Source organism: Corynebacterium accolens (assembly GCF_023520795.1).
Lineage (GTDB): Bacteria > Actinomycetota > Actinomycetes > Mycobacteriales > Mycobacteriaceae > Corynebacterium > Corynebacterium accolens.
The window spans coordinates 618,504-632,582 of record NZ_CP046605.1; the positions used below are offsets into that span (position 1 = coordinate 618,504).

A 14,079-nucleotide genomic window follows, 5' to 3' on the forward strand; every position below is an offset into this window, starting at 1 on the left:
GTCCTGCCTAATTCGCGGTCTTATTACGGAATACGTCGAAGCCCACGGCTAGGGCGATGACCAAGCCGATGACAATCTGCTGCCAGAAAGAAGAAACATTGAGCAGATTCAAGCCATTGCGAATCACGGCCAATAGGATGGCGCCAACGAGTGTGCCCGTCGCTTTGCCTTGTCCGCCGGAAAGGGAGGCACCACCGATGACAACGGCTGCAATAGCATCTAGCTCATAGCCAGTTCCGGCTTGTGGCTGTGCGGATTCAAGGCGGCCCGCCATAACCATTCCTGCCCAAGCGGCGAAAAATCCGGAAAGCGCGAATACTGCGATTTGGATACGCCTTACTGGCAGGCCAGACAGGCGCGCGGCTTCAAGGTTTCCGCCGATGGCATACATCGAACGGCCAAGGACGGTGCGCTCTAAGATAAACCAACAAATAACGCCAGCGATGACCATCATGATGATGGGAACCGGGAAGCCGAATACGTCGCCGCCGAAGGCGTTAACCGTAGGGGCGGTTTCGATGGGCGAGCCCTGTGAAATCACAAGAGTGATGCCGCGGGCGATGGACATCATGGCCAGAGTGGCGATGAATGACGGAATTTTTCCCCAAGCCGTGGCCATACCGCAGATTGCGTCAGCAAGAGCGCCGACGAATAAACCTATAAGCAGAGTAAGCCAGCCGGGAAGCCCGGCAGTGGAGAACATGTAGGCCGATACCATCGCTCCCAAGGCGGCTACCGAGCCAACAGAAAGGTCAATGCCTGCGGTGACGATGACGAAGGTCATGCCAAAGGCCAAGATGGCCACCGTGGCGGCTTGGATACCTACGTTGAGGAGATTGGCGACGGTAAGAAAATAGGGAGTGGCGATAAAGAGCGCAATACACAAGGCGATGAGCCCCACGAGCGCGCCATTATTCATGGCCCAGTTGGCAATGCGATTCTTGGTCATGAGTAGTCCTTATTTTGTAGAGGTGGAGGGTGATGTGGCGGATTCGGTGTTGACTGCGGAGACTTCCGTAGCCGCAGCTACGTTAGAAACCGCCAAGGCCATGACCTCGTCTTGAGTGGAATTCTCGGGCAGTTGTCCGACCAGCTGGCCCCCGGACATTACGAGGATGCGGTCAGACATACCGAGAATCTCAGGCAGATCCGAGGAAGCCATGAGCACTGCTCCGCCTTCTGCAGTTACTTCGTTGATGATGTTGTAGATTTCTACCTTTGCACCAACATCGACGCCGCGAGTTGGTTCATCAAGCAATAAGACTTTGGAGCCGGCCAGTACCCACCGGCCGAACACAGCCTTTTGCTGGTTACCACCCGAGAGATCACGGATGGGTTGGTCCAGCCCGGCCATCCGGATCCGAAGGGTTTCGGCAACCTCACCGGCACGTCGGTGTTGCCCCTTGCGGTCTGCGAGCCCTGCCTTCGCCGTGGGATACAAGGTGGCAAGACCAAGGTTGTCGGATACTGAGGCATCGAGAATCAAGGCCTGAGATTTACGGTTTTCCGGAATATGGCCTACCCCTGCAGCGATAGAGGAACTGATATCACCGTTGGGTAAAGCATTTCCTGCGACGTATATGGTGCCCGAATCGTACGAATCCGCACCGGCGATAGCGCGGATAATCTCGGTACGGCCCGCTCCCACAAGGCCGGCCAGCCCGACCACTTCGCCGGCGCGCACTTCAAACGAGACATCGTGAAATGCGCCTTCGGAGGACAGGTCTTTAACTTCAAGCAGTGCCTCGCCAGGCTGAGCCGAAGCTTTTCGCGGATACTGATTTTCAATCTCACGGCCAACCATGAGGCGCACCAGCTCGTCCTTTTCGGTATCAGCGGGGACTTCAGCGATGAAGGCGCCGTCTCGCAGCACACTGATGGTTTCTGCGATTCGCGCCAGTTCATCGAGGTGATGGCTGATAAAAACCATCGCGACGCCCTTGGCTTTCAGGTCCTCTAATACCGTGAAAAGGGCATCGACCTCTTTGCCCGTCAATGCCGCGGTTGGCTCATCAAGAATGAGGATGCGCGCATTCATCGATAGGGCTTTGGCTATTTCTACCAATTGCTGCTTGGCGATGCCCAGCTCGCTTACCGGTTGATTTAAATCAACGTCCAAGCCGATGAGGTCTAATGCTGCTTTAGCTTGTGCTTTGAGGTGTTTTCTGTTGACTAGGCCAAACTTATTCGGCGTCCGCCCGAGCATGATGTTTTCTGCCACAGACATCGTGGGAACGAGGTTGAGCTCTTGATGGATTGTGGCGATGCCAAGCGCTTCGGAGGCTTTGGTATCGGGGATTTTTACCTCGGATCCATCAATGAGGATTCGTCCTGAATCCGGCTCGTGTACGCCTGCGATCATCTTGATGAGTGTGGATTTCCCGGCACCATTTTCACCGAGGAGGGCTTGAATCTGCCCATAGCGTACGTCTAAATCTACGCCTTTGATGACCTCGACTGGTCCGAAGGACTTAGTAACGTTGTCGAGTTTGAGGACGGTATCGCTCATGTGTTTTCTCCCTGCACCTCGTGGGCTGTGGACATCCGCGGAATATAGCGGGTGGGAAGGATTTTTCCTTGGGGTTGTCGTTTGTCTTCGATGGATGCGATGAGTTCAGCAGCGGCGGCTCGGCCCATGCAGGCGACATCTTGGTCCACCACGGAAATTGGGGCTGCTTGAAACCGCAGATAGATAAAATCATCGAAACCAACGAGCGCTACTTCTTGGCCGATGGATTTACCGGCGTTATAACAGGCCTCTAATGCGCCGGCAGTCATCATGAAATCCCCGGCAACAATTGCGGTGACTTCTGCTTGCAGCAGTTCGATGGCGCCCTTATAGCCTTCCTTGTGCCGAAAGTTGCCTTGGTGGATGTGTATATCCATTCCCTGAGCGGCCTGCTTAAACACTTCGAGGCGCTGGCGACCAGTAGATGTTTCCTGCGGCCCTGAGAGATAACCAATCTTGGTATGGCCCTTGTCCTTGAGTTGGGCCACGGCGTCGTTGATTCCAAGGGAGGGGTCCGAAACCACGGCTGGCAGCGAGTCGAGTTCGCGGTCAATGAGAACGAGGGGGCGTTGTTCCTGCGATTGCGCCAGGGCATCCTTTGCTCCAGCGAGTGGTACGGCGATGATGCCGTCGACTCGTCGTTGTCCCAATGCTTCCAGTGCTGTCACTAGGCGTTCCGGATCTTCCCCGCAACTGGTAATGATGGTGGCGATGCCTTGGGCGTTTGCTTCTTTTTCCACCGCTGCTGCCATGGCGGCGAAGTAGGGGTTATCCAGGTTGGGAATGATGAGCCCGATGGCGTGTGAGCGCGCGCTGCGCAGGGCCCTCGCTTGAGCATTGGGCCTGTAATTAAGCTTATTGGCGATGTCTTGAACCCGAGTCCGCGTGGCTTCTGAGATCGAGGTATTTCCCGCCAAAGAGCGTGAGGCGGTGGAAATGGACACCCCAGCAGCCGCGGCGACGTCTTTCAGCGTGGTTGTAGCCATGCCGAGCTCCTCATAGATGGGAAATTAACGACTAAGTGTGCAATCGTTTGCACGATTATTTTAACTCTACGGTTTGGCTCTTATAGGTGTCAAGGGTTCCCGCCGGTCTAAGCTAATAATCATGGACAATTCCCAGCGCGATCCGCTCCTTGTTTTGGGCTCCCGTGTCACCCACGGTCACCCAGGCGCCATGCTGCGGTCGCGCTTGGATAAGGCGCTCGAACTCTATTCTGGGCAGACGGTCATCGTCTCTGGCCGCGGGGAAGCGGGCGCGATGGCTGAGTACCTAATCCAGCGGGGTGTTGATCCTGCGGATGTGCTCGTGGAACCGGCCGCTACCAGTACAAATGAGAACCTAGAAAACGCGCACAGCCTCGCACCAGATGACGTGTTGCAGGTGGTTACCAACGATTTCCATGCGCTGCGCACCACATTGTGGGCCTGGCATTTGGGAATTGCGATAAACGTTCACCCCGCGCGCACGCCGTGGCTAGCGATGCCGAGCAATTACCTGCGCGAGGTTGTGGCGACCCCGCATTCCGTGGCGCGCATCCTGTGGCGGCGACTGCGCAAGTAGTGGAAAGCGATTGTGCAGTGGGTGATCTCGTCTGGCTTGGACTGCTGGGAGGCTAGTATTCCTCGCATTCTGGGGGAGAGGTAAAAATCAATCTCAGGCATGTGGGTACGCAATGGTGTGGGTATGTACACCGCGGTAGCCCTGAAATGGGTCAATCTTGCAGTGGCCGAGCTGGCCAAATAGCCCTTTTAAGGAGAGGGTTGTGCAAACGATTGACTTGATTTTGCGCGAGATCTTAAGCTGATTTCAACCACACGTTATAGCCAGAAAGGTCGTTAATATGACCGGTTATACATCGAATGAAGAGCGCGCCGACATTGAGTGCGTCAGCATCTCTCATGGCGATTACTTAGCCGAAATTGCCTTATGGGGCGGCGGCGTGAAATCCCTGACCTTTCGGGGACGGCCGCTGCTAGAAACCTATAAGGACAAGCCCCCGATGATGGCTGGGGTGGTACTAGCGCCGTGGCCTAACCGCACTGAAGACGGTCAATTCACTTGGCAGGGCGAGCACTACCAGCTGGACCTTACAGAGCCAGAGCGCAATAACGCTATTCATGGGCTTGCAGTGGACTGGTGGAAGTTAGTTGAACAGCATAAAGACGAGGTCACGCTAACTTTTAGCATTGGGCCCCACAATGGCTGGCCTTGGACTGTAGAGCTAGTGGCCACCTACGCCGTGGATGATAGCGGCTTGCATTCTCATCTGAAGGCCGTGACCGAGCACGCCGAGGACATCCCATTTGCTTATGGGCTTCACCTCTACCTGTCTGCGCAGGGTGCGCCCACCCACGAGTGCGTGCTCAAACTGAATGTGGATGAGCACCACCTTTTGGATGAAAGAAACCTGCCCACCGGTGAGGTGCGCCCGGCGAAGTTGGTGGACACACCGCTGGACCGTGTGAACTGGGATGACTGTTTTCACGGACACGGCCCGCTTGTAGCGGACTATACCGCCGATGGCCGCGGGGTCCGCTTGGAAATGGATAGCGGTGTGGAGTGGGTGCAACTGTATACACCGGAGAATTTTCCCCGCGATGTAGCACCATCGGGCAAGGCCTTGGCCGTTGAACCTATGAGTGCGCCACCTAATGCCTTGCGCAGTGGGATAGATCTTGTGCGACTTAAACAGGGGAAACCGCACGTTTTTAGCCTGCATTTGTCTGCCGTAGAAAAATAAAAATCGAGAAAGGTCAGCGATGGAAACAGCTGAATCCGTATTGAGGCTGGATGCCTCATGGGTGGACTACCTGTTGGTAGCCATTTACTTCCTATTCGTTTTGGGCATCGGCTGGGCGGCAAAGGCCCGGGTCTCAAACTCCATTGACTTCTTTTTATCGGGTAGGGGACTTCCGGCCTGGGTAACCGGGTTGGCCTTCGTTTCCGCCAATCTGGGTGCGGTAGAAATTATTGGTATGTCCGCCAATGGTGTGGAGTATGGCTTCCAGACCATGCACTACTTCTGGATCGGCGCCGTTCCCGCCATGGTATTTCTTGGCATCGTGATGATGCCGTTTTATTACGGCTCCAAGGTGCGCTCGGTTCCAGAGTTTATGCGCAAACGCTTTGGCAATGCAGCGCACTTGGTCAATGCAATTTCTTTCGCCATCGCGCAGCTGCTTATCGCCGGAGTGAACCTGTATCTCTTGGCCACCATCGTGGAAGCCTTGTTGGGCTGGCAGATGTGGGTATCTCTGCTGGTAGCAGGACTCATTGTGCTGTCCTACATCACGTTGGGTGGCCTATCGGCAGCGATTTATAACGAGGTATTGCAGTTCTTCGTCATCGTGGCTGCGCTCGCACCTTTGACGATTATCGGCCTTAACCGAGTCGGCGGATGGAGCGGCTTGAAAGATGCCGTTGCTGATGAATCGCACTTTCACACGTGGCCGGGCACGGAAATTTCCGGTTTCGAAAACCCCGTGTGGTCGGTCATCGGAATCGTCTTGGGTTTGGGCTTTGTGCTGTCTTTCGGCTACTGGACCACGAACTTCGTCGAGGTGCAGCGAGCAATGGCCTCAGATTCCATTTCCGCTGCTCGCAAGACTCCGATTATCGGTGCCTTCCCAAAGATGTTTATCCCATTCTTGGTGGTAATTCCGGGCATGGTGGCTTCGGTATCGGTTGCGGACCTGATGGAACAACGGGCTGAACCGAATGATGCCATCTTGTTGCTGATGCGTGATTTGCTGCCTAATGGCCTTTTGGGCGTGGCCATTGCGGGCTTGTTGGCATCCTTTATGGCTGGTATGGCCGCCAATATCTCTGCCTTTAACACAGTTATGTCCTATGACATCTGGCAAACGTATGTGGTTAAGGATCGTGAGGACGATTATTACCTCAAGTTCGGGCGATGGGCTACGGTAGCGGCGACGGCGATTGCGATTTTCACCGCGTTGTTGGCGAAAAACTTTGGCAATATCATGGATTACCTGCAAACGCTCTTTGGATTCTTTAATGCGCCGCTCTTCGCCACGTTCATCTTGGGCATGTTCTGGAAGCGGATGACTCCGCACGCCGGTTGGTCGGGCTTGGTTGCCGGTACGGCTTCGGCGATTGCGTTCTGGTACGTAGCTACCTTCACTGACGCCATTAATCTTCCGGGGCAGGGAACTGCGTTCGTTGCTGCTGGTGTCGCCTTCGTTGTGGATATCCTTGTGTCCATCATCGTCAGCATGTGCACCCAGCCCAAACCTGACAGCGAGCTTGTGGGCTTCGTCTCCTCCGTTACCCCAAAGGGTCACTTCGAGGACTACACCGAAAAGTCCCTGCCGTGGTACCAGCAAACTGTCCCACTGGGCATTATTTGCCTCGTCATTGCCGTCGGCCTCAACATCATCTTTGCCTAAGGAGTAGCTCATGTCTGATAAAAAACACGCAGGCGCGTTTGACTTGCGCAATGTGATTGGCGCCTTATTAGGCCTGTACGGAATTATTCTCATTGCTTGTTATTTCTTCCTTGACCCAGGCATTAACCCAGATACCGCCATGCCAAAAGAAGCAGCGGATAACTTGTGGGCAGGCCTCGGAATGCTTGCCGTAGCGGTACTATTCGCCCTTTGGGCCCGCTTTAAGCCCATTCGGATTCCAGGAGAAGAGTAATGGTTGATATCACCCATGCCACGCTTGCCGATGGCCGCGAGATCATCTACTTCGACGATCAGCCGCATTCCGACCGCGTGCTTGATGATGCCCGCGATATTCCCACCGTTGCTCCCGCTTCCGAAATGCGGCGCGATCCCTTGACGGGAGACTGGGTTGCTTTCGCCGCACACCGCATGAACAGAACCTTCATGCCGCCGGCAAATGAGAACCCTCTAGCCCCGACGCGGCCAGACCAACTGCCTACTGAGATTCCCAGCCCCAGCTATGACGTGGTGGTTTTTGAAAACCGCTTTCCCTCTTTCTCCATGGCCGCCACGATTGAGGAGCCGGATAATGATGAGCTCCTCGGCATGGTCCCGCGCCTGCCAGCCCATGCCCGTTGCGAGGTGGTGTGCTTTACCGAGGACCCAACCCTTTCATTCCGCGATTTGCCTGAATCCCGTATTCGCACCGTGATCGAGGCCTGGGCACACCGCACCGCCGCATTATCCGCCATCGACGGAGTGCAGCAAGTATTCCCCTTTGAAAATCGCGGGGAAGAAATCGGGGTTACCCTCCAGCACCCGCATGGCCAGATTTATTCTTATCCATTCCTTTCCCCACGGTTGCGCTCCATTGTGGATTCGGTTCGCGCCTATGACGGCGATCTTTTCCAGGATCTTCTCGATAGGGAACGGGAAGCTAGCAATCACATTATCGCGGAGACTGAGCATTTCACTGTCCTCGTTCCAGCGGCTGCTAAGTGGCCGCTGGAGGCGATGGTGCTACCGAACGAGGACGTCCCAGACTTTTCTGCGCTGAACGAAGAGCAACGCGCCGATTTAGCGCCCCTGTTGAAAAAGCTCTATTCCGCGGTTGACCGCTTCTTTGAAGGTGTGGAAAAGACCCCATACATTGCTGGATGGACCCAAGCGCCAGTGGATCCGTCTGTCCGCGAGGGCATCCGCATGCACCTGCAACTCTTTTCTCTCATGCGCTCGCCAAATCGCATGAAGTATCTTGCCGGGTCTGAATCCGCGCAGGGAGTGTGGATTAATGACACCACCCCAGAACGCATCGCTGCACGCTTTAAGGAGGTCTGGGATGCCTAATTGGTTTACTACGCGCACGGACGAGGAACTCGCAACCGCTGCCCATCGGCTTTTCGTGGAGACTTTCGCTGAAGATGAGGCAGGTGCTGCTGCCCCTGAGCCGGTGGGGGTGTGGGCGGCTCCAGGGCGGGTAAACCTCATCGGCGAGCATATTGACTATGCCGGTGGCGCATCCATTCCTTTTGCCTTGGAACAAAATACGGCCGTGGCCGTGCGCCCGCGTACAGATGGCGCAATTCGCATTGCATCGGAATTCGATGGTTCCGTAGCTCAGGCCTGTGTCCCGCTTTCTAGCGTGTGGCCGAGGCATCCCGCTGACTGGTCAGGCTACGTCGCTGGCACAATTTGGGCGGCGGTGGAAGCCGATCTATTGCAATGCGATGGACTCGATATCGCGATTGTATCGGACGTTCCCGTTGGCTCTGGTTTATCCAGTTCTGCAGCGTTGGAGTGCTCTATTGCCGTAGCGGCTTATGAGCTTGACCATGGGCATTTACCCGATGACGCTGCCCGCGCCGGGCTCGTTGAAGCCTGTATTCGCGCGGAGAACGAGGTGGTTGGCGCCTCCACCGGGGGACTGGATCAAAATGCCAGCCTCTTTGGGCAGCGTGGAAAGGCCTTATTCCTCGATTTTGCTACCGGTGCCGTCGAACGCATCCCATTCGATATCGCCTCCCAAGACTTGGTGCTGCTCATTGCGGATACCAACGCACCTCACACGCTTTCCGATGGCCAATACGCCTCCCGCCGCGGAGTTATCGATGACGTGCAATCCGCAGCTGGGTGCACCATCCGCGATATTCCGGATGCCGTGGACTTTGCCGCAATCGTTGCCGAAAAGTCCTCGGATTCGGCCGAGCTGTACCAAAGGCGCGTGCGCCATGTGGTGGAAGAAACCGAGCGCACCTTGAGCGCTGCTTCCGCCTTGTGCGCATCTGATTTGGACACATTTCGCCAGCTGATGCGCGATAGCCATGGCTCGCTGCGGGATCTTTACGAGGTCACAACGCCCGAACTCGACTCTGCTTTTAACGCGGCAGGTGAGCTCGGTGCGCGCATGACTGGCGGTGGCTTTGGCGGCGCAGTTATCGCCCTAATAGCGAAGAACGACGTGGACGCGACCGCGCAGGCTATTGAAGAAGCAGCGGCACAGCAGGGCTTTCCCGCTCCGACCTTCGTGGTGGCCCGCCCTGGAGAGGGCGCGCGCCGATTGCACTAAGCGTGCTGCGGCGGTAACCGTTACCGGGGCTTTACCGCCTTGAGCGCCTTGCTGATCCCGCTTTGCAAGGTAGGCCGCGATTGCTTCATGGGGTGGGCAATGGCGCGCAGCCCCATATACGCAATCTGATCGGCGGCGCGATTGAGCGGATCCCCAGCATGGCCGAGCACCCTGCGAATATCCACCTCGCAGGTGCCTTCGAGGTCGCCCCAGGCCTGTTGGAACCGGGAACGCGCGCCAGACGAGACACCGCGCCACCTGCGTCCAGATCGTGCCGCCTTCGAGCCTTTCTTGTGCACAATGTGGTTGACCGCATCCAATGCCGCAACAGAATCGGATTCGATGACAGCCTTTGTCGCACCTACCTTGAGCAGGTACTTTAACGCGAGCGTGAGCGCTTCTAGTTCCAGTTCGTCCGTGCTAGCTTTCGTCTCGCGGGTGCGCAGGCGGTAGTCACCGTTTCCCGCCACGAAACACATCGAGCCCTTGAATACGGTATCGGAGGAGGCGTCGGTAGCGATGCGCGCTACCGCGCCCGCCGGCCACGACGTCGTGTGCGAGAAGTTGGGCCACCATTTCGCCTCTGGCGTTTCGACGTGGTTGGCTTCTTTCTTTTTCGGGGCCTCGCCCAGCTTGCGCGCCTTCCGCGCGGTCAGGCCAGCTTGTTTGCGGCGTGCGGAGCTCGCGCTTGCCGATGCCCGATTCTCCCCCGCAAAGCTCCCCGTCACCGTATAGCCGCGCTTCTCGAGCGCCGCTCGGAGCGCATTTTGCCTGCGCCCGGTGACAATCCAGGTGCGCCCATCGATTCCGTGCAGGGCGCGTTGCAGCTCGCGTACCGCAACTTTAACGATATCGCCTTTTTTGATCTGGCCTTTGCGCACGAAGCGTGCCTGGGCGGTATTGACCGCAATGACCCACCCCTCGATGGTTCCATCCTCCGCTGAATCCCAGCGTTCATCCCACAACGCGATCGCCACATGGACCGGCGCAGATACCATGTCCTTGGTGATTTTGCGGGTGCCATAGGTGCGCGATTGCGTGCCGGTAAGTGCTGAGAGCTCGAGGGGTTCCATTGGTTCTAGTAAATCACGCCCCATTCCAGCGGTGAGCTGCACGCGCCTGATGTGGGCTCGATTCGTGAAGGTTCGCGATAGTTCTAGTACTCGTTGCGGTCCGGACCGCAACAGTGCCGCAAAGAGCTGTACGGTGGGCTGTTCAAAGGGCCCCTCAGAAGCTCCGCCAAAAGCTGCGCAAAGCCGCTTCAGCATACTCCGCAACCGGCAGCTCGAAGGCCTCCTCAGGGAGCTTCGCAAAATGTGCAGGGTCCTATGCAATATTTGAAGAAGATTTGCGATATTTGAGGCGCCAGTTTGCTCAGTTATTGCAGTGGAGGTTGACCATAGGAGGCTGACCTTCGAACTCTGACCAAAGCGACCGACTTCCGGGCCTTCGCAAAAGGTGTTAGTCGCCCGTCTCGTGGGATTGGCACCCGTTCGGTGCAGGTGTCCCGCAAGGAGCTCAGAATGTGACCATTTGGAGCATCACGCTCAGCAGTTTCTCCAAGAAGCGGCGAAGATAAAGAGCATGTTAAATCATGAGTTCATTAATCTTCGTTATGCAGGTTTAACTAGTCCTTACTATCCAGCGCTCTACTCAGGAGAACTAAAGCGGGTTGCACCCTGGATTGCAGTAAAAACAACGACGTGGGAAAGCTGGCCATGGCATAAGCAACAGTTGGCCCTTACTTTAGGGGCCGGCCTAAGTGCGCACAGGGCATCGTTGGTGGCTAAGTCAGCTGCGCGTATTTGGGGAATTTGGGTGATTCCTCGAAGAAACGAGATCATTGAACTTGCCTCGCCGTCAGGAAGTATCCCACCGCAAACGCAGTGGCCGCGAAAGTATTACCGAATGGCTCGGATAGAGGAAACAACGGTGGAAAGGGCTGGAGTCCGCGTGACGAATCCGGCGCGGACATGCTTGGATATCGCCAGGCTACATGGGTTTGCGGAGGGGCTTGTTGCGGTCGATTCCGCGTTACGTGCGGGCCTGGTTTCGGTAGAAGATCTGAAGGAAACACGGGCAGCGATGGCTCGGATGAAGGGGCCTATCCCCATGAAAATGGTAGTCAAGCATGCGTATGCCGGTTCCGAATCACCGTACGAGTCGCTTTTGCGGGCGTTAATTATTGAAAGGATTCCCGCTGCCACTGTGTATCCTCAATTTCGCGTATTGGGAAAGTATCGGGCTGACTTATGTATCGATGGGTGGCTCATTATCGAGGTCGACGGGGACACTAAGTACGACGGTACGTATGGGACAGCGCCGGAAACAGTGGTCAAGGAACAGATGCGCCGGCAACGAGAAATCGAAAACCAGCAATTTACGGTATTGAGATTTGGGCCAAAAGAGCTGGTCAATGACCCGAATAGGGTCGTAGAGACAATAGTTGAATACCTGGAGCGAAAGGCGGGAAAAGTAGCGTAGATCACCCCCGCAGCACCCCTTGCCATAAATGTTGTTGAACAACCTCCGGGGGAGCAATTATGATGATGCGAATCACATTTAGGAGAGACCGGCGTCACGAAAGGTGAAATTAGTGAGTGCTGAAAAACAGGCTTCCGCCCCGCCCAAGGGCATCGGCGCCATGGCAGGCGCCATGTTCCTCATGGCTACCTCGGCTATCGGTCCGGGCTTTTTGACCCAGACTTCGGTCTTTACCGTCCAGATGGGCGCTTCTTTTGCCTTCGCGATTGCGCTGTCCATCCTCGTGGACATTGCCATCCAGCTCAATGTGTGGCGCGTGCTCTGCGTGACGGGAATGCGCGCCAATACCTTGGGAAATACTGTCCTGCCCGGCTTGGGCTGGGTTCTCGCAGGCTTCGTCTTTTTCGGCGGTGCGATTTTTAATATCGGTAATATCGCCGGCGCAGGCTTGGGCTTGAACGCGATGCTGGGCATCGATGCCCGCATCGGTGGCGTCATTGCGGCGGCGATTGCGGTTTTCATCTTCCTCTCCCGCCGCGCTGGAATGGCGTTGGACCGTCTCGTGGCCGCCCTGGGCGCGGTGATGATCCTGCTCATGCTGTATGTGGCCATCGTCAGCCAGCCGCCGGTAGGGGAGGCGCTGAAGAATACCGTCGCGCCGGGTGAAATCGATTTCTTCGTCATTACCACCATCATCGGCGGTACCGTCGGCGGCTATATTACTTTCGCCGGCGCGCACCGGTTGATCGATGCAGGCTTATCCGGCGTTGAAAACGTCAAGAATATTACGCGGACCTCCGTCAGCGGCATCATCGTCACCGGTATTATGCGCATGCTGCTCTTCTTAGCGGTATTGGGTGTGGTGGCTACCGGCGTCACGCTAAAAGAAAATAATACCGCCGCCGATGCCTTCTACCACGCGGCCGGTGAATTCGGCCTCCGTGCATTTGGCATGGTGCTTTTTGCCGCGGGCCTGTCTTCCGTCATCGGCGCCGCCTATACCTCGGTATCCTTCGTGACCACCCAGGAAACCCCGGCCCGGACCCGTAATATCTTCACCGTTATCTTCATTGCGGTCTGCACGGTCATTTTTGTAATAATCAATTCCGCGCCGCAAAAGCTCTTGATCTTCGCCGGTGCGATTAACGGGCTCATCCTTCCCATCGGCTTCGCGCTGGTGATGTGGGTAGCTTGGCGCCGCAAGGATCTGCTGCAGGGTTATAAGTATCCAAAGTGGCTGCTTATCCTTGGCGGCTTGGCCTGGTTGCTTACCATTTTCATCGGCCTCCGCGCAGTCTCAGGAATCACAGCAATATGGGCATAATGCACACGCCAGAAGAGGTGCGCGAGTTCGCGCGCACCCACGAGATGACCACCACCGCCGGGCACGCGCGGGGCTACATGCAGGCCAACCTGCTCTCGCTGCCCAGCGCATACGCCTTCGACTTCCTGCTCTTTGCCCAGCGCAACCCCAAGCCGTGCCCCATCGTCGGTGTACTTGAGGCGGGGCAGTACACCTCGGATCTGCTGCCTGGTGGCGATATTCGCACCGATATTCCGGCCTATCGCATCTTTGAAAACGGTGAGCACACGGCCACGCTTGCCGATGCCACCTCCTATTACACCCCCGACATGGTCAGCTTCCTCATCGGCTGTTCGTTTACCTTTGAAACGGCGTTGGTGGATGCGGGTATAGAGATCGCGCATATCGAACAGCAGCGCAATGTGCCGATGTACCGGACGAATATCCCCACTACTCCTGCGGGCGTATTCTCCGGGCCAATGGTGGTATCGATGCGCCCGATTCCGGCATCGCAGGTCTCCGATGCGGTGCGCATTACCTCCCGCTATCCGTCCGTGCATGGTGCACCGGTGCATGTGGGGGATCCGGCGGCTATCGGCATCGCGGATTTAGCACACCCAGACTTTGGTGATGCGGTGGATATTCCAGAAGGTTGCCTGCCCGTCTTTTGGGCGTGTGGGGTTACCCCGCAGGCCATCGTGATGGAATCAAAGCCAGAGCTGGCCATTTCCCATGCGCCGGGCAAGATGCTGGTGACCAATGCCCGCGATGCGGAGTACCTCATCCCTTAGGCATTTACCCCGCC

The 14,079-nt window shown here is 56.5% G+C and carries 13 protein-coding genes; 9 read left to right on the forward strand and 4 right to left on the reverse strand.

Translation table 11 applies throughout. The annotated features are described in order from the left end of the window. Nucleotides 1-7: 7 nt before the first annotated feature. Genes CACC_RS03030 through CACC_RS03040 form a run of 3 tightly spaced genes read right to left on the reverse strand, consistent with a single transcriptional unit; the run spans nt 8 to nt 3,495 of the window. Nucleotides 8-949, reverse strand: coding sequence for an ABC transporter permease (locus CACC_RS03030; protein ID WP_005277421.1), 942 nt, complete (start codon nt 947-949; stop codon nt 8-10). 9 nt (nt 950-958) lie between these two features. Continuing rightward, complete coding sequence (locus CACC_RS03035; RefSeq protein ID WP_005277422.1) at nt 959-2,509, reverse strand: sugar ABC transporter ATP-binding protein; 1,551 nt, start codon at nt 2,507-2,509, stop codon at nt 959-961. Continuing rightward, on the reverse strand, nt 2,506-3,495 hold the full coding sequence (locus CACC_RS03040) for a LacI family DNA-binding transcriptional regulator (RefSeq protein WP_005277423.1): 990 nt from the start codon (nt 3,493-3,495) through the stop codon (nt 2,506-2,508). The genes CACC_RS03035 and CACC_RS03040 overlap by 4 nt, the downstream gene beginning before the upstream one ends. Before the next feature lie 121 nt (nt 3,496-3,616). Between CACC_RS03040 and CACC_RS03045 the strand changes: the two genes are divergently transcribed. The 6 genes from CACC_RS03045 (at nt 3,617) to galK (ending at nt 9,487) form a co-directional block, all read left to right on the forward strand. Next, entirely contained in the window at nt 3,617-4,072 is a 456-nt protein-coding gene (locus CACC_RS03045) for a YdcF family protein (protein ID WP_005277424.1), read from the forward strand. 280 nt (nt 4,073-4,352) lie between these two features. Next, nucleotides 4,353-5,252, forward strand: a complete 900-nt coding sequence (locus CACC_RS03050) for an aldose 1-epimerase family protein (protein ID WP_005277425.1) — start codon at nt 4,353-4,355, stop codon at nt 5,250-5,252. 19 nt (nt 5,253-5,271) lie between these two features. After that, nucleotides 5,272-6,921, forward strand: a complete 1,650-nt coding sequence (locus tag CACC_RS03055) for a sodium:solute symporter family protein (protein ID WP_005277426.1) — start codon at nt 5,272-5,274, stop codon at nt 6,919-6,921. A gap of 10 nt (nt 6,922-6,931) precedes the next feature. Next, nucleotides 6,932-7,174 (forward strand): hypothetical protein, encoded by a 243-nt coding sequence (locus CACC_RS03060; protein WP_005277427.1) that lies wholly within the window; start codon nt 6,932-6,934, stop codon nt 7,172-7,174. Further along, nucleotides 7,174-8,268, forward strand: a complete 1,095-nt coding sequence (gene galT, locus CACC_RS03065; protein ID WP_005277428.1) for a galactose-1-phosphate uridylyltransferase — start codon at nt 7,174-7,176, stop codon at nt 8,266-8,268. The genes CACC_RS03060 and galT overlap by 1 nt, the downstream gene beginning before the upstream one ends. Further along, nucleotides 8,261-9,487: a galactokinase gene (gene galK, locus CACC_RS03070; RefSeq protein WP_005277429.1), complete on the forward strand. Its 1,227-nt coding sequence runs from the start codon at nt 8,261-8,263 to the stop codon at nt 9,485-9,487. Before galT ends, galK begins: the two co-directional genes overlap by 8 nt. 20 nt (nt 9,488-9,507) lie before the next feature. On the opposite strand, the gene CACC_RS03075 is transcribed toward galK, so the two are convergent. Beyond that, nucleotides 9,508-10,560 carry a hypothetical protein gene (locus tag CACC_RS03075; protein ID WP_023016874.1) on the reverse strand — a complete coding sequence of 351 codons (1,053 nt, stop codon included), beginning with the start codon at nt 10,558-10,560 and terminating at the stop codon, nt 9,508-9,510. Nucleotides 10,561-11,020: 460 nt separating this feature from the next. Between CACC_RS03075 and CACC_RS03080 the strand changes: the two genes are divergently transcribed. From CACC_RS03080 to CACC_RS03090, 3 genes are all read left to right on the forward strand, one after another. Continuing rightward, nucleotides 11,021-11,971, forward strand: a complete 951-nt coding sequence (locus tag CACC_RS03080) for a DUF559 domain-containing protein (RefSeq protein WP_244262132.1) — start codon at nt 11,021-11,023, stop codon at nt 11,969-11,971. Nucleotides 11,972-12,131: 160 nt separating this feature from the next. Then, a complete protein-coding gene (locus CACC_RS03085) occupies nt 12,132-13,295 on the forward strand; it encodes an NRAMP family divalent metal transporter (RefSeq protein WP_005277435.1) in 1,164 nt (387 codons plus the stop codon). Continuing rightward, nucleotides 13,286-14,065, forward strand: a complete 780-nt coding sequence (locus tag CACC_RS03090) for a putative hydro-lyase (RefSeq protein WP_005277438.1) — start codon at nt 13,286-13,288, stop codon at nt 14,063-14,065. The genes CACC_RS03085 and CACC_RS03090 overlap by 10 nt, the downstream gene beginning before the upstream one ends. The last annotated feature ends 14 nt before the right edge of the window (nt 14,066-14,079 follow it).